This is a genomic window from Paenibacillus sp. 01L418, assembly GCF_056400045.1.
This window is the reverse complement of sequence record NZ_JBFTSN010000014.1, coordinates 15,840-41,707: the sequence shown is the minus strand read 5'-3', so window position 1 is coordinate 41,707 and position 25,868 is coordinate 15,840. Positions and strand designations below refer to the sequence as shown.

The 25,868-nt window shown below is 45.2% G+C and carries 24 protein-coding genes; 22 read left to right on the top strand and 2 right to left on the bottom strand.

Annotated features, from left to right (window positions below):
• Positions 1–66 precede the first annotated feature (66 nt).
• The 9 genes from metA (at position 67) to AC1DSE_RS03725 (ending at position 9,552) form a co-directional block, all read left to right on the top strand.
• Positions 67–984: a homoserine O-acetyltransferase MetA gene (metA, locus tag AC1DSE_RS03765; protein ID WP_339204404.1), complete on the top strand. Its 918-nt coding sequence runs from the start codon at positions 67–69 to the stop codon at positions 982–984.
• 30 nt (positions 985–1,014) lie between these two features.
• The gene (locus tag AC1DSE_RS03760; RefSeq protein ID WP_477508999.1) at positions 1,015–2,181 is read left to right on the top strand and encodes an aminotransferase class I/II-fold pyridoxal phosphate-dependent enzyme; all 1,167 of its coding nucleotides are present in this window, start codon (positions 1,015–1,017) and stop codon (positions 2,179–2,181) included.
• The gene (locus AC1DSE_RS03755; protein WP_477508998.1) at positions 2,181–3,347 is read left to right on the top strand and encodes a trans-sulfuration enzyme family protein; all 1,167 of its coding nucleotides are present in this window, start codon (positions 2,181–2,183) and stop codon (positions 3,345–3,347) included. The genes AC1DSE_RS03760 and AC1DSE_RS03755 overlap by 1 nt, the downstream gene beginning before the upstream one ends.
• A 166-nt stretch (positions 3,348–3,513) precedes the next feature.
• Entirely contained in the window at positions 3,514–4,650 is a 1,137-nt protein-coding gene (gene mqnC / locus AC1DSE_RS03750) for a cyclic dehypoxanthinyl futalosine synthase (RefSeq protein ID WP_477508997.1), read from the top strand.
• 173 nt (positions 4,651–4,823) lie between these two features.
• On the top strand, positions 4,824–5,756 hold the full coding sequence (ytxC, locus tag AC1DSE_RS03745) for a sporulation protein YtxC (protein WP_441960589.1): 933 nt from the start codon (positions 4,824–4,826) through the stop codon (positions 5,754–5,756).
• A gap of 448 nt (positions 5,757–6,204) precedes the next feature.
• Positions 6,205–8,142, top strand: coding sequence for a threonine--tRNA ligase (thrS, locus tag AC1DSE_RS03740; RefSeq protein ID WP_477508996.1), 1,938 nt, complete (start codon positions 6,205–6,207; stop codon positions 8,140–8,142).
• Positions 8,143–8,202: 60 nt separating this feature from the next.
• Positions 8,203–8,796: a 3D domain-containing protein gene (locus AC1DSE_RS03735; protein ID WP_477508995.1), complete on the top strand. Its 594-nt coding sequence runs from the start codon at positions 8,203–8,205 to the stop codon at positions 8,794–8,796.
• Between the two features lie 61 nt (positions 8,797–8,857).
• Entirely contained in the window at positions 8,858–8,986 is a 129-nt protein-coding gene (locus tag AC1DSE_RS03730; RefSeq protein ID WP_477508994.1) for a hypothetical protein, read from the top strand.
• Positions 8,987–9,168: 182 nt separating this feature from the next.
• Positions 9,169–9,552, top strand: a complete 384-nt coding sequence (locus AC1DSE_RS03725; protein ID WP_339204396.1) for a hypothetical protein — start codon at positions 9,169–9,171, stop codon at positions 9,550–9,552.
• A gap of 68 nt (positions 9,553–9,620) precedes the next feature.
• Here AC1DSE_RS03725 and AC1DSE_RS03720 read toward each other — a convergent pair whose 3' ends face one another.
• Entirely contained in the window at positions 9,621–10,916 is a 1,296-nt protein-coding gene (locus AC1DSE_RS03720) for an ammonium transporter (RefSeq protein ID WP_477527413.1), read from the bottom strand.
• A 262-nt stretch (positions 10,917–11,178) separates the two neighbouring features.
• On the opposite strand from AC1DSE_RS03720, the gene liaF reads away from it, so the two are divergent.
• From liaF to serC, 11 genes are all read left to right on the top strand, one after another.
• A complete protein-coding gene (liaF, locus tag AC1DSE_RS03715; RefSeq protein ID WP_477508993.1) occupies positions 11,179–12,198 on the top strand; it encodes a cell wall-active antibiotics response protein LiaF in 1,020 nt (339 codons plus the stop codon).
• 7 nt (positions 12,199–12,205) lie between these two features.
• Positions 12,206–13,219, top strand: a complete 1,014-nt coding sequence (locus tag AC1DSE_RS03710) for a sensor histidine kinase (protein ID WP_477508992.1) — start codon at positions 12,206–12,208, stop codon at positions 13,217–13,219.
• Positions 13,220–13,236: 17 nt separating this feature from the next.
• The gene (locus AC1DSE_RS03705; protein WP_076267598.1) at positions 13,237–13,902 is read left to right on the top strand and encodes a response regulator; all 666 of its coding nucleotides are present in this window, start codon (positions 13,237–13,239) and stop codon (positions 13,900–13,902) included.
• 75 nt (positions 13,903–13,977) lie between these two features.
• Positions 13,978–14,391, top strand: a complete 414-nt coding sequence (locus AC1DSE_RS03700) for a YugN family protein (RefSeq protein ID WP_076267599.1) — start codon at positions 13,978–13,980, stop codon at positions 14,389–14,391.
• 192 nt (positions 14,392–14,583) lie between these two features.
• Entirely contained in the window at positions 14,584–16,272 is a 1,689-nt protein-coding gene (locus tag AC1DSE_RS03695; RefSeq protein ID WP_477508991.1) for a S1C family serine protease, read from the top strand.
• An 84-nt stretch (positions 16,273–16,356) separates the two neighbouring features.
• Complete coding sequence (locus AC1DSE_RS03690) at positions 16,357–17,049, top strand: response regulator transcription factor (RefSeq protein WP_076267601.1); 693 nt, start codon at positions 16,357–16,359, stop codon at positions 17,047–17,049.
• Between the two features lie 4 nt (positions 17,050–17,053).
• Positions 17,054–18,580 carry a sensor histidine kinase gene (locus tag AC1DSE_RS03685; protein ID WP_477508990.1) on the top strand — a complete coding sequence of 509 codons (1,527 nt, stop codon included), beginning with the start codon at positions 17,054–17,056 and terminating at the stop codon, positions 18,578–18,580.
• Positions 18,581–18,617: 37 nt separating this feature from the next.
• On the top strand, positions 18,618–19,598 hold the full coding sequence (locus AC1DSE_RS03680; protein WP_441908263.1) for a 4-hydroxy-3-methylbut-2-enyl diphosphate reductase: 981 nt from the start codon (positions 18,618–18,620) through the stop codon (positions 19,596–19,598).
• Between the two features lie 297 nt (positions 19,599–19,895).
• The gene (aroF, locus tag AC1DSE_RS03675; RefSeq protein ID WP_076267604.1) at positions 19,896–20,957 is read left to right on the top strand and encodes a 3-deoxy-7-phosphoheptulonate synthase; all 1,062 of its coding nucleotides are present in this window, start codon (positions 19,896–19,898) and stop codon (positions 20,955–20,957) included.
• A 290-nt stretch (positions 20,958–21,247) separates the two neighbouring features.
• On the top strand, positions 21,248–22,672 hold the full coding sequence (glnA, locus tag AC1DSE_RS03670) for a type I glutamate--ammonia ligase (protein WP_076267605.1): 1,425 nt from the start codon (positions 21,248–21,250) through the stop codon (positions 22,670–22,672).
• Positions 22,673–22,889: 217 nt separating this feature from the next.
• Positions 22,890–23,975: a 3-phosphoserine/phosphohydroxythreonine transaminase gene (serC, locus tag AC1DSE_RS03665; protein ID WP_477508989.1), complete on the top strand. Its 1,086-nt coding sequence runs from the start codon at positions 22,890–22,892 to the stop codon at positions 23,973–23,975.
• A gap of 99 nt (positions 23,976–24,074) precedes the next feature.
• Here the strand turns inward: serC and AC1DSE_RS03660 are convergent, their stop codons facing one another.
• Positions 24,075–24,797: a response regulator transcription factor gene (locus AC1DSE_RS03660; RefSeq protein ID WP_076267607.1), complete on the bottom strand. Its 723-nt coding sequence runs from the start codon at positions 24,795–24,797 to the stop codon at positions 24,075–24,077.
• Positions 24,798–24,946: 149 nt separating this feature from the next.
• Here AC1DSE_RS03660 and trmL point away from each other — a divergent pair, with 149 nt between their 5' ends.
• Both trmL and AC1DSE_RS03650 read left to right on the top strand, forming a co-directional pair.
• A complete protein-coding gene (gene trmL, locus AC1DSE_RS03655) occupies positions 24,947–25,411 on the top strand; it encodes a tRNA (uridine(34)/cytosine(34)/5-carboxymethylaminomethyluridine(34)-2'-O)-methyltransferase TrmL (protein ID WP_339204382.1) in 465 nt (154 codons plus the stop codon).
• Positions 25,412–25,587: 176 nt separating this feature from the next.
• The gene (locus tag AC1DSE_RS03650; RefSeq protein WP_054023539.1) at positions 25,588–25,836 is read left to right on the top strand and encodes an AbrB/MazE/SpoVT family DNA-binding domain-containing protein; all 249 of its coding nucleotides are present in this window, start codon (positions 25,588–25,590) and stop codon (positions 25,834–25,836) included.
• Positions 25,837–25,868: the final 32 nt, after the last annotated feature.

Genomic DNA, 25,868 nt, shown 5'->3' with positions numbered 1-25,868 from the left:
TTCTCACAGCAGAAAGGGTCTTTTTCATGTTCAAGCGGTCATACTGCTTCTAGAGGAGTGATACCTATGCCAATTAAAGTGCCTGACAATTTACCAGCCAAAGAGGTATTAAACAACGAGAACATTTTCGTCATGGATGAGAGCATCGCCTACCATCAGGATATTAGGCCGCTCAGAATTGCGATTTTGAACTTAATGCCTACCAAGGAAACAACCGAAACGCAGCTGCTTAGACTTATCGGCAATACGCCGCTACAAGTTGAGGTTGTACTGCTGCATCCAAGAACACATACATCAAAAAACACATCAGCCGATCATTTGGAATCCTTCTATAAAACATTCGATGAAATTTCGGATGAATATTATGATGGTCTCATCATTACAGGCGCGCCGGTAGAGCATATGCCTTTCGAGGATGTAAACTACTGGGAAGAGCTGAAAGAAATTATGGATTGGAGCGCAAGGCGCGTAACTTCAACTTTCCATATTTGTTGGGCCGCACAAGCTGGGCTCTATCATCACTTTAATGTTCCCAAATACAGCTTGGACAGCAAAATGTTTGGTGTGTTCCCACACACGATTGAAAAACGGAATGTTAATTTGCTGAGAGGCTTTGATGAAATGTTTTTTGTKCCGCAGTCTCGTCACACAGAGGTACGCCGCGAGGACATCGAGAAGCTTGATTCCCTCGATATTTTATCGGAATCAGCGGATTCGGGCGTATACATCGTGGCTTCAAAAGACGGCAGACAAATTTTCGTCACAGGCCACTCCGAATATGATCCAACTTCACTTAAATATGAATATGATCGCGATCAAGCCAAAGGGCACCAAATAGATGTACCAAAAAATTATTTCCCAGGTGATAACCCGGCTAACCCGCCGTTATCAACATGGCGTGCGCATGCCAACCTATTATTCTCGAACTGGCTTAATTATTATGTTTACCAGCAAACACCGTATGATTTGGGTGGAGGCATTTAAAACCATATAATAAGGGAGCGCTATATAAAGATGAAGATAGAGAGCCATTTAGCACAGATTGGATCTATTAAAGAGCCTGTAACTGGAGCGGTAAGTTTTCCAGTGTACCAATCAACAGTATTTCGTCATCCTAAGCTGGGACAGAGTACAGGATTTGATTATGCGCGTACCAAAAGCCCAACCAGAGCGGTATTAGAAGAAGCGGCTGCACAATTAGAAGCTGGCGATGCGGCATTTGCCTGTAGCTCCGGCATGGCCGCGCTGCAAACGATATTCGCCTTATTTAGTCAGGGCGATCATTTGATCGTATCTCTTGATCTATATGGCGGTACTTATCGCTTGTTGGAGCGGATCATGTCGAGATTTGGTGTGACGGCATCTTATGTGGATACCAACGATATTGATGCGATGGCGGCATTATGGACGCCGAACACAAAAGCAGTACTTATCGAAACGCCAACTAACCCGCTTATGATGATTACGGATATTGAGAAAGTAACTGCGTGGGCGAAGTCAAAAGGCTTGCTTACTATTGTAGACAATACGCTGCTTACGCCTTTTTTCCAACGTCCTATAGAACTGGGTGCTGACATTATCATTCATAGCGCGACTAAATATTTAGGTGGTCACAATGACGTTCTTGCTGGTCTTATTGTAACCAAAGGCAAGGAGCTCTCGGATGAGATGGCCTTCCTGCACAATTCAATTGGAGCAGTGCTCGGGCCTCAGGATTCATGGCTTCTAATGAGGGGAATGAAGACGCTCGCGCTCCGTATGGAGCGCCACCAATTTAATGCTACCGCAATTGCTAATTATTTGCTTGAGCATTCAGCCGTTGAGGATGTTTATTATCCGGCATTGCCTCACCATCCTGGCCATGAAATTCAGAACAAACAGTCATCCGGCAATACTGGCATTTTCTCATTCCGATTAAAGGACGCTCGTTATGTGGAGCCAATTCTTCGTCACATTAAGCTCATTGCATTTGCTGAGAGCTTGGGCGGAGTTGAATCCTTGATGACCTACCCAGCGGTTCAGACGCATGCTGATATTCCGCTTGAAATTCGTCAAGCGATAGGCGTTGACGACCGTCTGCTTCGTTTCTCCGTAGGAATTGAGCATGCAGATGATTTGATCAGTGACTTGGCGCAAGCACTCGAAGCTGCCAAACGCGAAATCGAGGAGGTTAACAACTAATGGGCAACGACAAAATTCAACCTCAAGATCGCCGGTTTGCAACGAAGCTGCTGCATTTCGGAGCAGAAATTGACGAGCATACAGGAGCTTCAAGCGTACCTATTTATCAAGCTTCAACGTTCCATCATCATGATATTTTCAATCCGCCGCAATATGATTACAGCCGCTCGGGCAATCCTACACGCCAAGCGCTAGAGGATTATATCGCTTTGCTTGAGGGCGGTGCTCGCGGATTCGCCTTTGCATCAGGCATGGCTGCAATCTCAACCACGTTTTTGCTGCTTTCTGCAGGTGAGCATGTCATCGTAACAGAGGATGTCTACGGCGGAACTTACCGCTTGCTGACGACGATTTTGGATCGACTGGGCATTGAGTCTACTTTTGTTGATATGACGGATTTTGAAGCGGTTAAGGCGGCGCTTAAGCCAAATACAAAAGCTGTATTTATGGAGACGCCTTCCAACCCGACGCTCAAAATCACAGATATTGCAGAAACGACAGCTTGGGCAAAAGAGCATGGACTGCTTACACTGCTTGATAATACGTTCATGACTCCGTATCATCAGCGTCCAATTGAGCATGGCGTCGATATCGTCTTGCACAGTGCGACGAAGTTTCTAGGCGGCCACAGCGATGTGCTGGCTGGGCTTGCAGTTACCGCAGATGAAGGTCTAGGCAAACGTTTGAAACAGCTTCAAAACGGAATGGGAACGGTTCTGAGCGCCCAAGAATCATGGCTGTTGATGCGCGGCATGAAAACATTGAAAGCTCGGATGGAATATAGCGAACAAAGCGCTCGCAGACTAGCTGAATGGTTGTCGGAGCATAAGGAAGTAACAGCGGTTTATTATCCTGGTTTAGAGAATCATCCCGGCCGGGCGATACATGAGAAGCAGTCGCTTGGGTATGGAGCTGTCGTATCCTTCGATGTTGGAAGTGGAGAGCGTGCCAAATCTTTGCTGAGCAAGGTTCAAATTCCTTTAGTAGCTGTCAGCTTAGGTGCAGTAGAGAGCATTCTTTCTTACCCAGCTATGATGTCGCATGCAGCAATGCCGAAAGAAGTGCGTCATGCACGCGGCATTACGGACGGCTTGGTGCGTTACTCTGTTGGTCTAGAGGATATTGAGGATCTTATTGAAGATTTGGATAATGCGCTTCGTGCCTAATTGGGACTAAAAGAAAGGAAAGCACGGATGTTCTCACGAACATGCCGTGTTTTTCCTTATTTCAGGGCGAGATGCCATCATACGGCGGGTGACTTGCACTAGAGATCTATGTTAGGATGAAGTGATGGTTAGCATAAATAGAACGGGAATAAGGAGGTCTTGCGGAATGGGAACGTTGGACCATATTTTGGATAAAGCGTTGCGCGGCGAGCGTGTTTCGCTCGAAGAAGGCATGGAATTATTAGCTTCGAATCAGATTGAAAAGATGGGGCATGTAGCTAATCAAATCATGCTCAAGCATCATCCAGATCCAATAACAACTTTTGTTGTTGGTCGAAATGTAAACTACACGAACGTATGTGATGTTTATTGCCGTTTTTGCGCATTTTATCGCGCTCCAGGCTCTAAAGAGGGTTATGTACTGCCTGACGATACGATTTTGAGCAAAATTCAAGAAACGATCGATGTGGGTGGAACTGAAATTTTGATGCAGGGCGGTACGAATCCAGATTTGCCGTTTACGTATTATTTGGATCTGCTTCGCAAAATTAAACAGCATTACCCTGGCATAACGATGCATTCGTTCTCTCCAGCGGAAATTCAGAAGATGAAGGTTGTATCAGATGGCCTTTCTCTCGATGAAGTGATAAGACAACTGCATGATGCTGGACTTGATTCTTTGCCTGGCGGCGGCGCTGAAATTTTGGACGATCGCACTCGCCGCAAGATCAGCCGCATGAAGGGCTCTTGGACGGACTGGATGGATGTAATGAAGTCTGCACACCGTCATGGTATGAATACGACTGCAACGATGGTTTATGGTCTTGGCGAGACCGTTGAAGAGCGCGCATTACATATGCTGCGCATCCGTGATGCTCAAGATGAGTGCATCGCGAACAAATATGATTCGACGGGTTTCTTGGCGTTTATTTCGTGGCCATTCCAGCCAGACAATACAAACCTGAAGCTTGAGAAAGCAAAGCCAGAGGAATATTTGCGTATTGTTGCTGCTAGCCGAATCATGCTTGATAATATTCCGAATTTCCAATCCTCTTGGGTAACGATGGGGCCTGAAATGGGCAAGTTATCACTGTCTTATGGCTGCAATGACTTCGGAAGCACCATGATTGAGGAAAATGTCGTTTCAGCAGCTGGAACAACACATAAAGTGAACATTGAACTTATTCTTCAGCTTATTCGCGAGTGCGGCAAAATTCCGGCTCAACGGGATACAAAATATAATATTTTGAAGGTTTACAATGAATCCGATAAAGCAGATCTCGATTTTGTTATGCAAAATTAATGCTTTTTAGACCGATATAAGCAATATAAATACGTTTGTTGAGCTTCTCGCTGCATAGTGGGAAGTTCGGCAAACGTTTTTTTGTATGCTTGCTTCCCTTACATTCCAATGTCTTCATCGTATATCCCCGAACGCGTCACCATATACTGATAAGGAAAGAAAGGGGTGAGCTGATGGAGCTATTCACGGTATCGTTACCTGCAAGTCTCCAAAAGTCGGTTAATAAACTAACTCAATTGTTGAAGGAACAAGCGCTCGTCGATTTACATATTGGCTCAAAAACGGAGCAAACAGCCGTCATCGAGTTTCAGCAGGTATCGGATCAAAATATAAGCTGTCTAGCGCTGTTGCCAAATTTTCAGTTAAAAACGCATGGTCACATCGTATATAAAGCAGCATCACTAGCCATAGCTGAATTTGTAGTAAGTGAGATGGAACCAGGGATGCTTGCTGCTATTATTCGCAGAAAGTATCGCCATAACAGTTCAGCCGATACAGCTGCTATTGAGCGGTATTGTCATGATTTGCTGCATGGGAAAGAATGGGATAGCCTTGGAACGAGATTTTTGGATGCGGATCGCCTAAGAAGGAAAAGCAAAGTGGCTGCAGAGGTCGAGCTTTTTTTGCAGGATAACACGGAGCTTAATGTAAAGGGGTTTACAACCTTCAGGCTTGAGCCCTATCGTAAAGAACTAGCCGAAGTTGTGGAATACGCATTAGATGAGTATGTGCTCGATAAACAATATCAGGAGTTTATTTCCCTGTTAAAATATTTTGTGTTTCTTCAAGATACAAAGCTGCCTATGGTGCATTTGCTGCATAAGGGCGGTCATGAATTCATGCTCTATGATGAAAAGTTTCAACCGCTTGATCCGAACCCTCCAACCGATCGTATCGTAGCCGAAATGCTTGAAACGGAAATGAACATTGAAGACATGGTAATCAGCTCGCTGATTGCTGTATCTCCCAAGCATATTACGATTCATACGAGGCAGCAGGATATGCAAGTGATTCGAACGATTCAAACGATTTTTGACCAGCGTGTCACGCTTTGCACGCAATGCGCATCCTGCAGCAGCAGCCTTGATGAACTCGTTCAGCCATAGGCGAATTAACGAAATTACTGTCTATTTGAAGCTTATAGCCTTGACCAAACGCGTAAGTCGAGCTATAATGACACACATATACGATGTAATCGGCAATGAAAAAGACATGTGTCTGTTTATGATATTTGGTCCAGAGAGAGGAAACTTGGCTGTAATTTCCTTCCACAATGTCCACAGGCGTACCCCTTTGAAGCTGTATGGCCCAACCTATAGCTGGTTTCTTATGAAGCTGAGCGCTATAGCAGTATGCTGTACCGGAAATCTCCGTTACCAGATAATACGAGGACTGCTGCGATAGGAATAAAGAGCAGTCGAAGTAGGGTGGAACCACGAGCACACAAGCACTCGTCCCTTTTTTAGGGATGCGTGCTTTTTTTGTGCTCTTTTTTGCTTGAAATGATGAATGGAAGCGTAATTCGCTTACGGACAAAATGGAGGATGAACCAAAATGACAATTCAAATCACTTTGCCAGATGGCGCGGTAAGAGAATATGCGGCTGGCACAACTATTGAAGAAGTAGCAGGCTCGATCAGCTCGGGTTTGCGTAAAAATGCGATTGCCGGAAAAATCGATGGCAAAGTAGTTGATGTATACACACCTATCGAGAACAATGCTGCAATTGAAATCGTTACAGTAGATTCAGCAGACGGCCTTGAGGTATACCGCCATAGTACAGCCCACTTGCTGGCACAAGCGATCAAACGGATATACGGCAATGCTAATGTTAAGCTTGGAATTGGTCCAGTAATCGAAGATGGCTTCTACTATGATATTGATATGGAGCAATCGTTGACGCCTGAGGATCTTGTAAAGATCGAGAAGGAAATGGAAAAAATCGTTCAGCAAAACATCGACATTCGTCGTCGTGTAGTTAGCAGAGACGAGGCGCTTTCGATTTTCACTGAGCTTGATGATAACTTGAAGCTGGAGCTTATTCGTGATCTTCCAGCTGATTCGGTTATTACGATGTATGACCAAGGGGAGTTCTTCGATCTATGCCGTGGACCGCATTTGCCATCTACAGGCCGTATTAAAGCCTTTAAACTGCTTAGCGTAGCAGGTGCCTACTGGCGCGGAGATTCCAAAAACAAAATGCTGCAGCGTATTTATGGAACAGCTTTCCCTAAGAAAGCACAATTGGATGAGCATCTTCACTTCCTCGAGGAAGCTAAAAAACGCGATCACCGTAAACTAGGCCGCGAGCTAAAAATGTTTACATTCTCACGTGAGGTTGGCCAAGGCTTGCCGCTATGGCTGCCGAATGGCGCGAAGCTTCGCAGAACAATGGAGCGTTATATCGTGGATCTTGAGGAAAGACTGGGCTATGAGCATGTTTATACGCCAGTGCTTGCAAATGTGGAGCTTTATAAAACCTCCGGTCACTGGGAGCACTACAGCGAGGATATGTTCCCAAAAATGATTATGGACAACGAAGAGCTTGTTCTTCGTCCAATGAACTGTCCACACCATATGATGGTGTTCAAAAGCGACATGCGCAGCTACCGCGACCTGCCTGTTAGGATTGCTGAGCTTGGCACAATGCACCGCTATGAAATGTCAGGCGCGCTTACAGGCTTGCACCGCGTACGTGCCATGACGCTAAATGATGCGCATATCTTCTGCCGTCCGGATCAAATCAAAGAAGAATTTGCACGCGTGGTTAACTTGATCCGCAAAGTGTATGAAGATTTCGGAATTAAAGAGTATCGTTTCCGCTTATCTTATCGTGATCCTAAGGATACAGAAAAGTATTTCCAAAATGATGAGATGTGGGAAATGTCACAGCGCATGCTGCGTGAAGTGGTTGAGGAGCTGGAGCTTCCATTCTTCGAGGCTGAAGGAGAAGCTGCATTTTACGGTCCTAAGCTTGACGTTCAAATTAAAACGGCGCTTGGCAAAGAAGAAACGTTGTCGACTGCACAGCTTGATTTCTTGCTTCCTGAGCGTTTCGAGCTTGAATATGTCGGCGATGATGGCAAGAAGCACCGTCCGGTCGTTATCCACCGCGGCATTATAAGCACGATGGAAAGAATGACAGCTTTCTTGCTTGAGAACTTTGCTGGCGCGCTTCCATTGTGGTTGTCGCCAGTACAGGCGAAGGTTATTCCGGTATCGACTGCCTATGAGGAGTATGCCCGTAAAGTTGCCGAGCAGCTGCAAGAAAACGGCATTCGTGTAGAAAGTGATTTGCGCAATGAGAAGCTGGGCTACAAAATTCGTGAGGCTCAGCTGGAGAAAGCGCCTTACATGCTCGTAGTGGGCGAGAATGAAATGCAGGCTGAAGCCGTCTCCGTAAGGAAACGCGGTGAAGGCGATCTTGGCGCTATTCCAGTTGCAGAGCTGATTTCGCAGCTGCAAAAGCAGATCGCAAACAAAGAACAATAATAAATAACGCATAAAGCTTGAGCCATCGGGGCATTATTCTTCTGAGGAGGAAGTACCCAGATGGCTACAAGCTTTTTTTATATTCAAAAAGGATTAACGGCATTGCTGCTCCTAACTGTTATCGTAATCGGTTTAGATACAAAGGGCGGCGGTACGGTTCATGCTGAAGCATCAGCACCTGAGCAAAGCCCTGTTGCAAGCAAAAGCGACAACCTGGGCAAGTCAGAGGCAGCTGCGCGCACGAAGCCGAAAAAGGTTGAAGTTGTTGCTACAGGCTACACAGCTGGCGTAGAATCGACCGGTAAACGGCCTGGGCATCCACAATACGGAATCACCTATTCGGGCGTAAAGGTACGCAGGGATCAAGTCTCAACGATTGCGGCGGATACGAGGCTGTTTCCCATTGGGACGCTGCTCTATATACCTGGCTATGGCTATGGCGTCGTGGCTGATACGGGTTCAGCGATTAAGGGAAAACGCATCGACTTGTATTTTGAAACGATCAAGCAGGTGTATGAGCAGTGGGGCAAGCGCACCGTTCATGTAGAGGTGCTGCGTATGGGAACGGGCAAGCTTTCGCAGGCATGGCTGAACAAAATCAACTTGGCTATAGAGGCTGGAAAGCCTATTCCGCAGACGTATTTAGAATCGTAAATGAGTCGTATAATAAGCGGCAAGAATGCCATACTATCAATGAAACGGGGAGGTGAATACAATGGCTAAAAACAAAAACAACAAAGCCCAAAACAATCAATACAATGCAGAATTCGCAGAAGAGTTTAACCAAAATAACGCTACTAACAAACAAGCGGCAAACAATGCTCAGCAAAAAGCTGAGAAGTAATATTTTTTTGCTATGCCATGAGAAGGAAACAAAGGGGAACCGTTATCGGTTCCTCTTTTTATTTATCCTCTGCTCATCGCAACGTTATTTTGATCTAATAAAAAACAGTTTTCAAATGACCTCGGTTTGTTGTATGATTACATATGTAAGAAATAATAACATGACAAGACAGGTGAATACTCATGACAGATCCGATCATTCATTCAGGCTTTGTAATTGCTGCCCATCATCGTAAAGCGGGCGAGGTTTTACCTTTTATTGATGCTTACGTTGCTAAGAAAGAGCAGGAAATAGCTGAAATTGAACAGATGGTTGAGCGTTATGAGAAAAGAAGGCTGATGGAAGACCGCGCGTATCAATCGATGTCTACACTTCGAAGAATGCTGACTGGCAGGAAGCCAGATCATCATCTGGCCGTTGAATATATTCATTTTGTAAGAAAACCGATGGAGAAGGTTCGTGCGCTCCGTCTGGAAATCGAAAGTGCTCGCTCCATCAAAAATGTATCGGCTCCAAGCGATATTGTAACGGTATCCTATGAGCTGGCCAATGAGATGAACGATTAATGGAATGATCATTCTAAATAATAGCAAAGAACCGTCCAGGCCATTCCGGCTTGGGCGGTTCTTTATGTTTATTTGCTGTTTTTTAAGCGATCATAATCGAGGAAATCATGCTCCTGGCTGTATGCGGGAACACCGTGAATGCCAACATCGAGGCCGATGAGCTCCTCATCCTTGGATACACGGACGGGCATAATTTTGCGGATCAGCCATAGTGCGCCCCAAGTTAAAGCGAAGCCCCATAAGGAAACCGTTACGAGCCCTAATGCTTGAACGCCGAGCAAGTTGAAGCCTCCGCCATAAAATAAACCGTAGTAGCCCTTGCCTACGCCCTCGGTTAGCTCGGGAAGTGCGAATAAGCCGACTGCAATTGTTCCGATGCTGCCGCTGACGCCGTGTACGGCAAAGGCGCCGACTGGATCGTCGATCTGCCTGCGTTCCAGCCATTCAGTGACCAGCACCATCGCGATGCCGGATACTGCGCCGATCCCAATTGCAGCGATGTCAGATACGAATGCGCAGCCAGCAGTAATGCCTACGAGGCCGGCGAGTGAGCCATTGATGACCATTGGCGGATCTRCTTTCTTGTAGCGGAACATTGTAAACAGAATACATGTTGCGCCGCCTGCAGCTGCCGAGAGCATCGTTGTAATTGCAATATGTCCGATTGAGCCGTTTGTAGCGCTAAGTGTGCTGCCTGCATTAAACCCGAACCAGCCAAACCATAGAATGAACGCTCCTACAGAAGCAAGCGGCAAGTTGGAAGGCGGAACGATATTGGCTTTGCCGTCTGGACTGAACTTACCGATTCTTGGACCAATGAAAATGGCTGCGGCAAGAGCGGAGAAACCTCCTAAAGCATGAATGACAGCAGAGCCTGCAAAATCGATCATGCCAAGCTTGCCAAGAAAGCCGCTGCTTGACCATACCCAGTGTCCGGCTAGCGGATAAATGAAGCCGGTCATTGCAATAGTGAGTAAAATATAAGCTCTAAAATTTATTCTTTCTGCAACTGCGCCCGACACGATTGAAATGACGGCTATAACGAATGCGCATTGGAATAACCAAAAGGTTTCGTGCGTAATATTTAGTTTTATGTGAGACAGGTCTCCGTTGATGAGAAAGCCGGTCGTTCCGATTATTCCGCCTGCGTCCTGCCCATACATGAGTGCGAAGCCAAAAAAGTAAAAAACGAGTGCGCCGAAAGCGATGTCGACAAAAACCTTCATGATGATGCTGACGGCATTCTTTTGCCTGACAAATCCTGCTTCAAGCAATGCGAAACCGCCCTCCATGAGCAAGATCATGGCTGCTGTCAAAACGACCCAGATGGTATCCAGTCCTTTTGACAGTTCGATAACGTCCATTTCTTCATCTCCTATTCCTAATATTCATGCATAGCGGTCTCTATTTTCTTAATCCGTTCATCATTATAAATAGTAGACGTTAACAATGTCAACGCTCTGCGTTATGTTTCGTGACGCATGTTAGGTTTAAATGGATAGAATCAACAAAAGCTCAGTCTAGAGACTGACTAACAATTCAATCGGTCGTCCCTTTTTCTATTGCATGTTGTCCGTTATACTAAGAATATCAAACGACGATGGAATCGTAAGGAGCTGGTGCCGCATGAACGGAAACTTCGCAAACCGGTTATTCACCGGGTTAATCATCATTGCAGTTGGCGTCTTGTTTTTACTGAATCAAACGGGTCATGTGGCCTTTGATATTGGAGATTTATTTTCTACCTATTGGCCTGTAATCATTATGATTGTAGGTATTCGCGGATTGTTGTCCAGCAGAACGTACGGCTCGGGTTCGAGCTGGTGGGGCGCGATTGTCCTATTAATCGGATGTGTATTTTTGGGACGCAATTTAAACTTGTTCTCATGGTCTATTGGCGACATCATTCCTTACATTTGGCCAATAGTTGTGATTTTAGTCGGGATCAATATTATTTGGAGACCAAGATCAAAACGCCAAGCTCCGCCAACAGATGATTGGAAATCTTACCGCCCTTACACTGATGAAGCGTCTGTTCCGCCAGCGCCGCCTCTTCACCCTGATCCAACGAAGCAGCCTGCGGACACGCACACTAAGGAAGAGAAGCAGGAAAGCGCATCAAACAAACCATATGATGATTTTTCTGCCACCAAGAAAGAGTATAAGGAATGGAAAAATCACCATAAATCAGAATACAAAAAAAATGAAAAAGAATGGAAACGAAATCATAAGGAGCATGTGGAATGGTGGAACCATAATGATTCCAATGTGCAGAATCGTTCCGGGTTTATTGGGGATATTCATATCGGTCATGATTATTGGGATTTAAAGCCGCTTAATATTTCCCATTTCATCGGTGATACCGTGCTTGATTTAACAAAGGCACAAGTATCCATGGGCGAAACCAAAATTCATGTATCATCATTTATTGGCGATGTAAAGGTATATGTTCCGAATGATTACGAAGTAGGCGTACAGGTTGTATCAAGCGCCTTTATTGGCGATGTGAAGGTGCTTGGCCAGAAAGAAGGCGGATTGTTTACGAATATCAATATTCAATCGCCAACTTATCAGGAAGCTAACAAAAAAATTAAGCTGGTCGTCAGCACGTTTATCGGAGATGTTCGTGTTACAAAGGTAGGGTGATTCGAGTATGATGGTTCGGTTTTTGAGGAGCGGAAAGTGGGAGCTCATCGGTATGTTTGTCATCGCATCAACCGTGTCTCTAATACTTGGAGCGGTGGTCTGGAATGGACTCTTAGATGAAGTCAATAAGACGGAAGTGCGCCTAGGGGCTGCCTCCGTCTTCCTCCTTGTCAGCGTGGCGTTCGGTTACTGGGCTGCACAGCGCATTGGACGCCGAATTGATACGCTTCATTTATCGCTGAAGCAAGCATCAAACGGCAACTACGGCGTTCGGATTACTGAGGGCGGTCATAATTCATTTAATGAGGTTTATCGTGAGTTTAATGAGCTCGCTCAGCAGATGGAAGAAAAGATGAAATGGCTGCAAGTACGCGGCGAAGAGTATGTGATGACGGAGTCTGCTTCTAATGAAGCGGCAGTGCTCGAGGAGCGCAAGCGTTTGGCAAGGGATTTGCATGATACAGTAAGCCAGCAGTTATTCGCTATCCATATGTGCGCTTCATCGCTTCCAAAGCTGCAGCAGGTTGATCGCGAACGAGCGGATTCTGTGCTTGAGCAGCTCGTCAATATGTCTAATTTGGCTCAGAAACAAATGAGGAACTTCATCGCTCAGCTGCGTCCTATGGAGCTTGAAGGTCGGACTTTATATGAAGCGCTTGATAAGTGGTTCCCTGATTATTGCCGCCAAAACAATTTGCAAGGTGAGCTGGAATGGCGCTTGAAGGAGCGTTTATCCGAAGCGAAGGAGCATCAGCTTTTTCTTATCGTCCAAGAAGCGATGGCGAATATCGTAAAGCATGCAAACGCAAAGGGCTGCACGCTGACAATGGCAGATACGGAACGGCAGGTTAGCATGATTTTGCAGGATGATGGAGTTGGCTTCAAGGTAGATGAGGTAAGACGCGGCTCATATGGACTGTCTACGATGCAGGAGAGAGCACAGAAGCTTGGCGGTGCAGCCGAAATTTGGAGCAAGTCTGGGAGCGGGACGAGGGTAAAGGTTACGATACCAAAAATGTAGCGGGGAGAGTATGAATAATGAATGCATCTGAACTAATAAAAGTAATGATCGTGGATGATCATGATATGGTAAGGACGGGCCTTCGAACTTATCTAATGCTGGAGCCAAAGCTTCATGTCATTGCAGAGGCGAGCAATGGACAATCAGCAATTGACTTGCTGAAGGCTAGCTCGGATGAAAATAGACCTCATATTATTTTGATGGATCTGATGATGCCCGGCATGGATGGCATTGAAGCCACAAGGGCGATTATCTCGCATTTTCCTGATATGAAAATCGTAATGCTGACCAGCTTCCTCGAAGATGACAAGGTTTATGGTGCGATAGAGGCTGGCGCTGTCAGCTACGTGCTCAAAACCGTTTCTGCAGAAGAGCTTATTTATGCGATCAGCGGCGCATTCAAAGGAATGCCGGTCATGACTGCTGACGTATCGCAGGCATTAACGAGAGGCTTAAGACAGAAGACTGCTCAGTCTGGTGACGAGGGGTTAACGGAACGTGAGAAGGAAGTTTTGCTGCTTATTGCAGATGGACAATCGAACAAAGAAATTGCAGAAGAGCTGCATATAAGCGTAAAAACAGTGAAAACACATGTCAGCAATTTATTGATGAAATGTGAGCTTGACGACCGTACACAGCTTGCAGTTCTGGCCCATCGCAAGGGCTGGGCTAATCGCACATAAAGGTGGAAATGGAAGGGTATACTACCTACTAGCAAAAAGAGATTAGAAATAAGCTAGTGCAAAGGAGACGCCTTCATGATACCCATTTCGTCCGTGCTGGAATCACGGGAGCAACATTTCTTAGAAACGAAAGAGCTGCTGGAGTCGCAGCAATTCACGCTTGGCGGCAACTGGGAGTATGCTGCTGGTTCCTTTGACCGCGCGCTTGATGATGCGAATAAGATTTGGCTTCGCATTCCTTTTGAAGTCATTGCTGGTCATATTGATGTTGGGGAAAAAGATAATGAAGCGAGGATTATACTCGGTACACCGTACGTGCTTAAGCATGAGTACAGAGAAGGAAATGATCCGGAAGCATCGGTACGTGTAGTCGGAGCGCTGTTTGATCAATTCCAATCACCGTCGAATCCAGATGCTGAAGTAGAACCGCAGTGGATTGATCGCGCAAAAGAAACATTAAATGAAGTAGAGCAGCTTTTTCCGCATTGATTCACATCGTAGAAGCACTCAAAAAAAACGCTGCCAAAATCATTTGGGAGCGTTTTTTTTATTTCTGTTTAAATTCCTTTTAAGTTTGTTTTAAGGTAGAATGTGCATGATAGAACTATATCAAATAACATGTTTCCGGATAGAATGCCAATTGGACGCATGATGCAATAAGATTCAAGGAGGAGAACGTACATGGACGATCAAAACAACAAAAAGGGATTTGACGACTTTTTCCGCAAAAATGAAGAGGGACATGGCTCAGCTGATAACAGCGAAAGCGTAAATGACTCCGCGCAGCCTATTTCAAATGAGTCATCGGAGCAGCCGGCAAAGCCATCTTATTATTATTCGTATGGGCCGTATAAGGCGAATTCTCAAGAAGGCGGGAATCCTTCAGCTTCTGGCTACGGATCGGAAAAGCCTAAGCTGATTCAAGATCAGCCGTACGGCAATACACATACACACGATACGCAAGCACAGGCATCCAGTGCAGAAGAAGCGAATGTACAATCGGATTCAACGATGGAATCTGAACGGGCAAGATCACAATCGCCTATGCAATCCCAAATACGAACGTTCACGCCGTCGCCGCAGTCCTCCAAAGGGCCATGGCAAGTAAGGGAACCGCGCCGGACTTCCTTTAAGGCCATTTTTTCATCGTTTCTAGCAGGTGTTCTTGTAGTAGGCAGCTTGATGTATACAGCGGACTTAAACAACTGGTTCACGAAAGAAGCCGCATTAACATCAAATACACAATCTAGCGGATCGGGTTCCACTGCTTCTGCGGGTACGACCAGCAACGGCGGTGCGGCTACAGTCGCGGATAGACCAGACAACATCGCTAAATTGTTCGAGACAGCAAGTCCAGCAGTAGTAAAAATCGAAACCTTCGTTAATACGGCAAAACGCAACAATAGCAACAACATGCTCGATGATTCGTTTTTCCGCCAATTTTTTGGCGATGATTACCCTGGAACGACACAGCCGGATGCAGGACAAAAGAATGAAGAAGGCAACATGCAGCAATCAGGCATCGGAACTGGGTTTTTCTTCGATTCAACAGGCTATATTTTAACGAATCAGCACGTAATCGGAGAATCTGACCAAATCAAAGTTATTGTTCAAGGCTATGATAAGCCATTCACGGCTGAATTACTGGGTTCTAGCTATGACTTAGACTTAGCGGTACTTAAAGTAACGGGCGACAAAGCGTTCCCAACGCTTCCGCTTGGCAACTCGGATACGATTAATATCGGCGACTGGGTTGTTGCAATCGGTAACCCATACGGCTTCGATCATACGGTTACTGTTGGCGTATTAAGTGCCAAAGAACGTCCGATTGATATCCCTGATACACAGGGAGCACGTAAATACGAGCATTTGCTGCAAACGGATGCTTCGATTAACCCAGGCAACTCTGGCGGTCCGCTTCTGAATGTGAACGGTGAGGTCGTTGGCATTAATACGGCAGTAAGCTCGCAAGCACAAGGCATCGGTTTCGCGATTCCGACGAGCACGATTCAAGATGTGCTGGAAAATCTTAAAAACAACAAGACGATTCCTAAGCCAGCCGCTCCATACATTGGTGCAGAGCTGCAGGATGTAACAGCGGATATTGCGAAGCAATTAGGCATGGATAAAGTAGAAGGCTCCATTGTACGTAATGTATACTATAATTCACCAGCTTACTTGGCTGAATTGCAGCAGTTCGACGTCATCGTCGGCATTGACGGCAAGAAGTACGCAAACACGCAAGCTCTTATTGATCAAATTAAAACCAAAAAAGTTGGCGATAAGATCGAGCTGAACATTTTGCGCAAAGGCAGTGCGATGAACTTGAAGGTTGAGATTGGTGATAAAAATACGTCAGGCGCTCAATAAAGCCTTACATGATGGATAGAAACAAAAAGCGCAGAGAGACAGCAGGCTCTGTGCTTTTTGCTGCAAATAGAGGGGGACATGCCGTTGAGACAGCATATTGTAGTTGTAGATGATGATGATAAAATTATTTCTTTGCTTCGCAGAAGCCTAGCGTTTGAAGGTTATGAGGTAACTACCGCTTCGAATGGAATGGAAGGGCTGAAGGTGCTGCTTAAGACCGAGCCGGATCTGCTCATTCTTGATGTGATGATGCCTCAAGTGGATGGCTGGGAAGTTTGCCGCCGTGTGCGCGAGGGAGGCAGTACGGTGCCGATTATGATGCTTACGGCAAAGGATGATATCAATGACCGGGTCAAAGGGCTCGATCTTGGGGCTGACGATTATTTGGTCAAGCCGTTTGCGCTGGAGGAGCTGCTTGCGCGAACACGCGCCTTGCTGCGCCGCAAAGCAGATAAAATCGAGCAGTCAAGCAATCAACTGCTTTATGAGGATTTGATTTTGGATATGGATGCCAGAGAAGCGATACGCTCGGGACGCCGTATTGAGTTGACGTCCAAGGAATACGATTTACTGCTGCTATTCATGGAAAATCCTCGGCGTGTACTTACGCGAGATGCAATTATGGAGAAGATTTGGGGTTATGACTTCAGCGGGGAGTCGAATGTGCTGGAGGTGTATATCGCGATGCTGCGCCAAAAGGTAGAGGACGGAGGCAAAAACCGACTCATTCAGACGGTTCGCGGCACCGGTTATGTGCTTCGCGGAGAGGCGGGTTAAGCATATGTCCATTAGGCTCAGGCTCACGCTTTGGTATTCGGGTTTGCTTGCGGTAACATTGATCGTTTTCGGGATATTTATATATATTTTTGTTAATTGGAACACGTATGCTGAGGTTAAAGAACAAATGTTGGTTCAAAATAGTAAAATCAATGTTATCGGTGCAACTAATTTTCTAGATGAAACTTTGGATTTAATAGTAGGTCCTCAATTTCGAATTGACAAAAAAGACATGTATATTCAATTGGTAAATTATAAGGAAGGCGCTATTAAGCAATCAAACAACTTCCCTTATGAATTTGTTATACCGTATCCTGAGGTCAATACTAAGCCTAAAAAGGGTTTTGTTAAAATCCACGTCGAAATTAACAAAAACAAATATGCTATGCTCACATATCAGCGACCTGTTTATTTAGAGAGTGATAACAGCTTAGTGGGTTTAGTCCAAGTGGGTGTATTCTCATATAATGAGGAACGATTCCTGAATGGATTACGTACTATTCTCATTTTTTCATCATTAATTGTTGTTTTTATTGCCTTTACAGTAGGGCTATTAATTGCACGTCAGGCACTTCGTCCAATTGAACGTGTCATTCGTGCTACAGAGCAAATTGAAAATGGTGCTGATCTCAGTGTACGGATTCCTGTCATGGGGCCGAAGGATGAGATAGGAAGGCTTGTGAGTACGTTAAACGTGATGCTTGCGCGTTTGGAGATGGCATACAATGAGCTTGATGAAGCTTACAAGGCGCAGCGCAGGTTCGTATCTGACGCGTCTCATGAGCTTAGGACGCCTTTGACGACAATTCGAGGCAATATTGAGCTGCTCGAGCGGATGTGGACGCGAGTTCGAGAGACGAATAGAGATATCGATACGGGCGAGTGGCTGCCGCTGGATTCGGATCGATGGGATATGTCCAAAGAAGCGATGAGCGATATATCTGCTGAGGCGATTCGTATGAGTACGCTCGTTAATGATCTGCTTGCGCTTGCGAGAGCAGATGCGGGTTATACGATGGAGAAGACGCCGCTTGACCTGCTGCCGCTTACAGAGGAGGTTGTGCGCAGAGCACAGCTGCTCCCGCGTACAGCTGAATGGAAGCTTGGCGATCTATCGGCATTGGATGGGGTGCGCGTCAATGCCAATCACAATTATTTGCAGCAGCTGTTATTTATTTTTATTGAGAATGCATTCAAATATACGTCGGAGGGTACGGTTGAGCTGAGTGCGGTCAGAAGGGATTTACAAATCGGCTTCGTTATCCAAGATACAGGGATTGGGATGAATCCAGATGAAATCCCGCATATTTTCGATCGCTTCTATCGAGCGGACGAATCACGGGGAGTTACCGTCGGTACAGGTCTTGGATTATCCATTGCAAAATGGATTATTGATGAGCATAAAGGTTCTGTAGAAGTGCTCACCAGCGAAGGAAATGGAACGAAGTTTACGATTTGGCTTCCAATTAGCTTTTCTGACACGTCTCATTCGTCTATAATAGTAGCAACGGATGAAATGAAGGATTCATAGCTGTTACGCATATCCGGTCAGAAAGCAGGTGCAATAAATGGAAATCGTTAGAATATCACCGCGTGGTTATTGCTATGGCGTCGTCGACGCGATGGTACTGGCTTTGCAAACGGTCAAAAACTTGGAGCTGCCGCGACCTATTTATATATTAGGTATGATTGTCCATAATGCCCATGTTACAGAAGCATTCGAGCAGGAAGGTGTCATTACGCTTGATGGCGCCAACCGACTCGACATTTTGGATCAAATCGAACAAGGCACCGTTATATTTACAGCGCATGGCGTCTCGCCAGAAGTGCGTCAGCGTGCTCGTGACAAGGGGCTTTCCGTTGTGGATGCGACATGCCCAGACGTTACGAGAACTCATGATCTCATTCGCGATAAATCGGCGGAAGGCTATCATATTATTTATATTGGCAAGAAGGGCCATCCTGAGCCCGAAGGAGCGATCGGCGTTGCGCCGGAGCATGTTCACCTCATCGAAAAGGAAGAAGAAATTGCTGCGCTTAATGTGCCGGAAGGGCGCATTCTTATAACGAACCAAACGACGATGTCGCAATGGGATATTCGTCATGTGATTAGCAAGCTCCTTGAGCGTTATCCTACTGCAGAGGTTCATAATGAAATCTGCATGGCAACTCAGGTTCGTCAAGAGGCGGTAGCAGAGCAAGCAGGCGAAGCGCAGCTTACAATTGTAGTTGGCGATCCGCGAAGCAACAACTCGAACCGTCTAGCACAAGTATCCGAGGAGATCGCAGGAGTGAAAGCTTACCGCGTTTCCGATGTGTCAGAGATTGAACAGGAGTGGCTGAAAGGCATCGATCGTGTCGCAGTTACATCTGGTGCGTCTACGCCGACGCCGCTTACGAAAGAGGTTATTACTTATTTAGAGCAGTACGATCATAATAATCCGGAGACATGGGAAATCCGTCGTACGGTCAATATGAATAAGCTGCTGCCTAATGTTCGAGTGAAGTCGACCCCAGCGGCAACGGCAACTGCAGAGAAACCTGAATAAATAGCTAACATGAAGAGAGAGATGAGACTAGTGATTGATGCAGAAGAAGCATCATGAATGAGTCTCTTCTCCTTTTTTTATTATGACGGGGTTGACGAAAATGAGTTTCTCTTGTATATTTACTTTAGCGGTTAAAAGCGTAGAAGCTTAAAAGCTACGAAGCATAAAAGCCATAAAGTAGATATCCAATGATTATGAGAAAATGAGGCGCGCTTCGTGCGATGCCATGCATTTATTAAGCAAAAGTTTGTACATTTTTTTTGCCCAAATCCCACAATAAATTTAGGAGTGATCCCTATGATCGTTATCACGAATTCAAATATTGCAGAAGAACGCATTACAGAAATTGTTGCTCATATTGAAAGAGCAGGAGTTCAAGCACATGTATCAAGAGGTACGGATCGCACGGTAATTGGAATTATTGGCAAAGCAGAACCTACGCTTGCTGAGCATTTGCGTCAAATGAAAGGTGTGGAAAACGTTATTAAAATTTCGAAATCATACAAGCTAGCAAGCCGTGACTTTCATCCGGATGATACAGTTATTGACATAAAAGGCGTGAAAATCGGCGGAAGCAATCTTGTTATAATGGGCGGACCTTGTGCTGTTGAAACACCGGAGCAAATCGACGAGATTGCTCGTTTAGTAAAAGCGGCTGGCGGACAGGTGCTGCGCGGAGGCGCCTTCAAGCCGCGCACAGGGCCTTACAGCTTCCAAGGCGTAGGCGTGGAAGGGCTTGTTATGATGGCGGAAGCGGGTAAGAAGCACGGCCTTCTGACGATTACAGAAGTCATGACGCCAGAATATGTGGATGTATGTGCAGAATACGCGGACATTCTTCAAGTAGGTACACGCAATATGCAAAACTTCGATTTGCTGCGCAAGCTTGGAACGATTCAAACGCCTGTACTGCTTAAACGTGGATTCAGCTCAACCTATGACGAGTTTTTGAATGCGGCGGAGTACATTTTGGCAGGCGGTAATCCAAATGTCATGTTGTGTGAACGCGGAATCCGAACATTCGAAACTTACACGCGCAATACGCTAGATTTATCTGCAATTCCAGTGCTACAATCGCTTAGCCATCTGCCAGTTATTTCTGACCCGAGCCATGGAACAGGCCGTCGTGAGCTGGTTGAGCCTATGTCGAAAGCTTCAGTAGCGGCTGGCGCGAACGGATTGATCGTTGAAATGCATACCGATCCAGATAACTCGATGACTGGCGATGGGGTACAATCCTTGTTCCCGGACCAATTTGCTAACTTATTGAAGGACCTAGAGAAGCTGGCACCGATCGTTGGCAAACAGTTTGATACGCCAAAAGCACCAGCAGAAGCTTTTGTAGAGTGGAAAATCTAACCTAACATCAAACCAAACTTTGTCATCTTAGGATGGCAAAGTTTTTTTTGTTTTTTGTGTAACCGTTCTCAAAAAGCCTTATAAATAAAAGGATCTCAGCTTTTTTTATTGAGGATTTGTGAACAAACGTACAAACTTGTAAGTATACCTAACATGAGTTCAAAAAATACCTTACATAGCTATTGACGGAGATTGAGGGCTAGTTTTATAATAACGACATGGATTTGGAGCAATAATTGAACAATACTTGTTCAACACTACGCTAATGTTCGGAAATGGAGGAAATTATAATGTCAGTTCAAAATGTTTTGGACAATATTAAAGAAAACAGCATTATGTTTGTAGATTTCCGCTTCGTGGATCTTCTAGGTAAGGCTCACCACATCACGCTTCCTGCTGCTGAGGTTGATGCTGATACTTTTGTAAACGGAGTAGCTTTTGATGGATCATCAATCCACGGTTTCCGCGGTATCGAAAATTCCGATATGGTTATGATGCCGGATACAGAATCCGTATTTATTGATCCTTTCACTGATCATCCTACACTGAATGTTATGTGTAATATTCATACACCTGAAGGCGATCGTTATGACCGTGACCCACGCAGCATCGCTCAAAAGGCTGAAGAGTATCTTCAAACTACGGGTATTGGTACGACAGCATTTTTTGCACCAGAACCTGAATTCTTTATTTTCGACGAAGTTCGCTATGAAAGCACAATGAACGCATCCTCTTATGTTGTTGAATCCGAGGAAGCTGGCTGGAACACGAACCGTAAAGAAGAGGGCGGAAACCTTGGTTCGAAAATTCCAGTTAAAGGCGGCTATGTTCCTGTAGCTCCTATCGACTCCCAACAAGACATCCGCAGCGAAATGGTTCGCCTATTGCAGGAATCGGGCCTTCGCGTAGAACGTCATCACCATGAAGTTGCAACTGCTGGTCAAGCAGAAATCAACTTCCGTTTTGACACATTGACAAAAACAGCCGACAATCTTATGAAATTCAAATATATTATTCACAACACAGCTCGCCAATATGGCAAAACGGCTACTTTCATGCCGAAGCCACTATTCGGTGACAACGGTAGCGGTATGCACGTTCATGCTTCTATCTTCAACGGCGATACTCCTTTGTTCTATGACAAAGGCGCTTACGCTAACCTAAGCGAAATGGCTATGCACTACATCGGCGGCGTACTTTACCACGCTCCGGCTTTGATCGCAATCACTAACCCAAGCACGAACTCATTCAAACGTCTTGTGCCTGGTTACGAAGCGCCGGTTAACCTTGTATTCTCAAAAGGCAACCGTTCTGCAGCCGTTCGTATTCCGATTGCAGCTGTAACACCTAAAGGCTGTCGTATTGAATTCCGTACGCCGGACAACACAGCTAACCCTTACCTTGCATTTGCAGCGATGCTGCTTGCAGGTCTGGACGGCATCAAGCGCAAGCTTGATCCAGTAGCTCTTGGTTACGGTCCTTTCGACAAAAACATCTACGAATTGCCAGAAGAAGAGAAAAAAGAAATCCGCAGCGTTCCTGGAACGCTTGACGAGGCGCTTAATGCCCTTGAAGCAGATTCCGATTTCTTGACTGAAGGCGGCGTATTCTCTAAAGACTTCATTGACAACTACGTTGCAGTAAAACGTCAAGAAGCTAAAGCTGTTGCAATCCGTATTCATCCGCATGAGTTCAGCCTTTACTACGATTGCTAATCAATCGTTCAAGAAATATAAGAAACGGGTCCCTCTAGGACCCGTTTTTTTATGGTTTGTAAAGATAAAATGAACGAAATCCGAATGTTTATTGACAGTATTGCGTCATACGTTCGACTTTTAATTTATTTAATATGCGGAATACACTTGATGCAGCCCTTCAAAATTGCTATCATATCCATATCATAAATAAAGAAACAGAGGTGGGTATCCGAAGATGACACGAGCATTTAATTTTAATGCAGGACCAGCCGCAATACCACTTGAGGTGCTGAAGCAAGCCCAGGAGCAATTTGTTGATTATCAGGGCGCGGGGATGTCCATTATGGAAATGTCTCACCGCAGCAAAATGTATGAAGAAGTGAACAATCAATCGCAAGCCCTGCTTCGTGAATTGTTCGGAATTCCAGAAAACTATGAAGTTTTATTGCTGCAAGGCGGCGCGAGCACACAGTTTGCTATGCTTCCTCTGAATCTTCTGCAGCCTGGCAAGCCAGGCGCTTACGTCATGACAGGAGCTTGGGCTGACAAAGCGCTTAAAGAAGCGAAACTTGTCGGAGAAACGGTTATTGCTGCTTCGACTGAAGCTGACAAATTTATGCGTATGCCGACTTTGTCAGAAATTGAAGTTCCGAGCAATGCTTCCTATGTACATTTAACATCAAATGAAACGATCGGCGGAACGCAGTTCCAAGAATTCCCTGACACTGGTGATGTGCCACTAATTGCGGATATGTCCAGTGATATTTTGAGCAGACCGATTGATGTGAGCAAATTTGGCGTCATTTATGCCGGCGCACAAAAAAACCTAGGTCCATCAGGCGTTACCGTTGTCATCATTCGTAAGGATCTTATCGAGAGCAGCAACAAAACGATTCCAACGATGTTCCGTTACAGCACGCATGCGAAGAGCGGCTCGTTGTACAATACACCGCCGTCTTTCTCGGTATATATGGTGAAGCTGGTTCTGGAGTGGATCAAGGCAAAAGGCGGAGTTTCTCAGCTTGAGCAGTACAACCGCGACAAAACGAAGCTGATCTATGACGCTATCGATCAAAGCAGCGGCTTCTACACGGGCTGTGCTCAGCCGCAAAGCCGTTCGCTTATGAATATTACTTTCCGTATTCAAACGGAGGAGCTTGAGGCTCTGTTCGTTAAGGAGTCGTTGAAAGAAGGTTTTGAAGGCTTGAAGGGTCATCGCGATGTTGGCGGCCTAAGAGCTTCAACATACAATGCAGTTCCGCTTGAGAGCTGCCAGGCGCTTGCACAATTCATGGCTGACTTCCAAAAACGGAACGGTTAATAAGTAGTTTTGATTTCACGCCTATTATTGCTAGAATAGAAACAGCCTGCTTCTAATATAGAAGCAGGCTGTTTTTTGGGTATAGAAGTTATAAGTTCATTAAGCTTGGGCAAGACTGCTCTCAGCAATATGAGGACCGTTTAATTTATAACCGACATTGCGGACGGTCATAATATATTCCGGCGTACGTGCGTTTTTCTCGATCTTGTCGCGCAGATGGCTAATATGAACGTCGACGATTCGTGTGTCACCGAGGAAATGGTAATCCCAAACGCCGTGAAGCAGCTGCTGGCGGCTAAGCACTTTTCCTTTGTGGCGGCATAGGAACAATAGCAGTTCAAATTCCTTTGGCGTAAGCTCAACGGATTTGCCGTCTATGAATACTTCGCGCTGTTCAACCTGAACCTTCAAGCGGCCAATGTTGAACGTTGTGTCATCAGCAGTGCCTGGAAGCGATTGAACTCTGCGGAAAATAGCTTGAATACGGGAAACAAGCTCCTGCGGGCTAAAAGGTTTAGTCATATAGTCATCGGCACCATTATCAAGACCAGCTATTTTATCGGTTACGTCTTGAAGTGCAGTCAGCATAACGATGGGTACAGCATTGCTTTGCTTGCGCAGCTCGCGGCAAACTTGGAGTCCATCCATTTTTGGCAGCATGAGATCTAGAACAATTAAGTCGGGACGGAAAGGTTTAAGCATTTCGAATACAGCTTCACCATCACCTACACAACGTACATCATAACCTGCCAGCTTTAAGTTAAATTCAATCAACATTGAAATAGATGGTTCGTCATCCACGATCAAAATTTTTTTTCGCATGATTCAGCTCTCCTCCATGTGTTTCCGCCTATTATGGTTCTATTATGAAGGTTGAAATTATGCTTGAGATTAACGGTACGTAAAGTGGGTGTAAAAATATTCGTCATTTTCGTGTATAATAGGCAAAATGAGAGGTGAGAAACAAAACTATGCCATTTCATATTGTTTTGGTAGAACCAGAAATTCCTGCAAATACAGGTAATATTTCTCGTACATGCGCTGCAACCGGCACTATTTTGCATTTGGTAAGACCACTTGGCTTCGATACGGACGATCGTACCTTGAAGAGGGCGGGACTCGATTATTGGCATTCGGTACATATCGAGTATCATGATTCCTTCGATGAGGTGCTCGCAAGTTATCCGCAAGGCCGATTCTTCTACGCAAGTACGAAAGCGAAGAAGACGTATTCACAGTTCGAGTATCAGGATGGCGATTTCTTTGTATTCGGAAAAGAAACAAAGGGCTTGCCACAGGAGCTTATAGATGCGAATATAGAAACTTGCATTAGATTGCCGATGACGGATAAAGTGCGATCACTTAATCTGTCCAATTCAGCAGCAATTATCGTGTATGAAGCGCTTAGACAAAATCATTTTCCAGGACTCGATTAAAAATGTTAATTTATTTCTCATTTTTTGGAATTTTTTTGCTCTAATAAAAAGAATTATTGCAGGATATTAAGAAATTATTAAATTAGGAAGGAAATACTGAAGTGCCATCGAAAGACTATAACGCAGAGGTTTCTCAAAAATAGCTTGCGAAACCAGACACAGAAGAGGTGAAAGTGATGAAACCAGCAGGTGTAGTAAGAAAAGTGGACCAACTCGGACGTATTGTACTTCCAAAATCATTACGTAAACGTTATTTGATGAACGAGGGCGATCCCGTTGAAATTTTCGTCCAAGGTGACCATATCATTTTGGAGCGTTACCGTCCAAAGTGTGTTTTTTGCGGTTCAATGGTTGAAGTTCGTGATTTCAAGGATCGCTATGTTTGTGGTGTATGTATGGAAGAAATGGCAGTTCTGCAACGCTAATCAGCGTTTTTGCATGCTGTATAACGAAATGA

Bases quoted from the DNA above. Each gene is read 5' to 3' on its own strand.
- AC1DSE_RS03755 (WP_477508998.1), top strand. From the start codon at position 2,181: ATGGGCAACGACAAAATTCAACCTCAAGATCGCCGGTTTGCAACGAAG.
- AC1DSE_RS03650 (WP_054023539.1), top strand. From the start codon at position 25,588: ATGAAACCAGCAGGTGTAGTAAGAAAAGTGGACCAACTCGGACGTATT.
- aroF (WP_076267604.1), top strand. From the start codon at position 19,896: ATGATCGTTATCACGAATTCAAATATTGCAGAAGAACGCATTACAGAA.
- serC (WP_477508989.1), top strand. From the start codon at position 22,890: ATGACACGAGCATTTAATTTTAATGCAGGACCAGCCGCAATACCACTT.
- trmL (WP_339204382.1), top strand. From the start codon at position 24,947: ATGCCATTTCATATTGTTTTGGTAGAACCAGAAATTCCTGCAAATACA.
- ytxC (WP_441960589.1), top strand. From the start codon at position 4,824: ATGGAGCTATTCACGGTATCGTTACCTGCAAGTCTCCAAAAGTCGGTT.
- liaF (WP_477508993.1), top strand. From the start codon at position 11,179: ATGAACGGAAACTTCGCAAACCGGTTATTCACCGGGTTAATCATCATT.
- AC1DSE_RS03705 (WP_076267598.1), top strand. From the start codon at position 13,237: ATGAATGCATCTGAACTAATAAAAGTAATGATCGTGGATGATCATGAT.
- thrS (WP_477508996.1), top strand. From the start codon at position 6,205: ATGACAATTCAAATCACTTTGCCAGATGGCGCGGTAAGAGAATATGCG.
- AC1DSE_RS03685 (WP_477508990.1), top strand. From the start codon at position 17,054: ATGTCCATTAGGCTCAGGCTCACGCTTTGGTATTCGGGTTTGCTTGCG.
- AC1DSE_RS03760 (WP_477508999.1), top strand. From the start codon at position 1,015: ATGAAGATAGAGAGCCATTTAGCACAGATTGGATCTATTAAAGAGCCT.
- AC1DSE_RS03725 (WP_339204396.1), top strand. From the start codon at position 9,169: ATGACAGATCCGATCATTCATTCAGGCTTTGTAATTGCTGCCCATCAT.
- AC1DSE_RS03680 (WP_441908263.1), top strand. From the start codon at position 18,618: ATGGAAATCGTTAGAATATCACCGCGTGGTTATTGCTATGGCGTCGTC.
- AC1DSE_RS03700 (WP_076267599.1), top strand. From the start codon at position 13,978: ATGATACCCATTTCGTCCGTGCTGGAATCACGGGAGCAACATTTCTTA.
- AC1DSE_RS03735 (WP_477508995.1), top strand. From the start codon at position 8,203: ATGGCTACAAGCTTTTTTTATATTCAAAAAGGATTAACGGCATTGCTG.
- AC1DSE_RS03710 (WP_477508992.1), top strand. From the start codon at position 12,206: ATGATGGTTCGGTTTTTGAGGAGCGGAAAGTGGGAGCTCATCGGTATG.
- mqnC (WP_477508997.1), top strand. From the start codon at position 3,514: ATGGGAACGTTGGACCATATTTTGGATAAAGCGTTGCGCGGCGAGCGT.
- AC1DSE_RS03730 (WP_477508994.1), top strand. From the start codon at position 8,858: ATGGCTAAAAACAAAAACAACAAAGCCCAAAACAATCAATACAATGCA.
- AC1DSE_RS03695 (WP_477508991.1), top strand. From the start codon at position 14,584: ATGGACGATCAAAACAACAAAAAGGGATTTGACGACTTTTTCCGCAAA.
- AC1DSE_RS03660 (WP_076267607.1), bottom strand. From the start codon at position 24,797: ATGCGAAAAAAAATTTTGATCGTGGATGACGAACCATCTATTTCAATG.
- glnA (WP_076267605.1), top strand. From the start codon at position 21,248: ATGTCAGTTCAAAATGTTTTGGACAATATTAAAGAAAACAGCATTATG.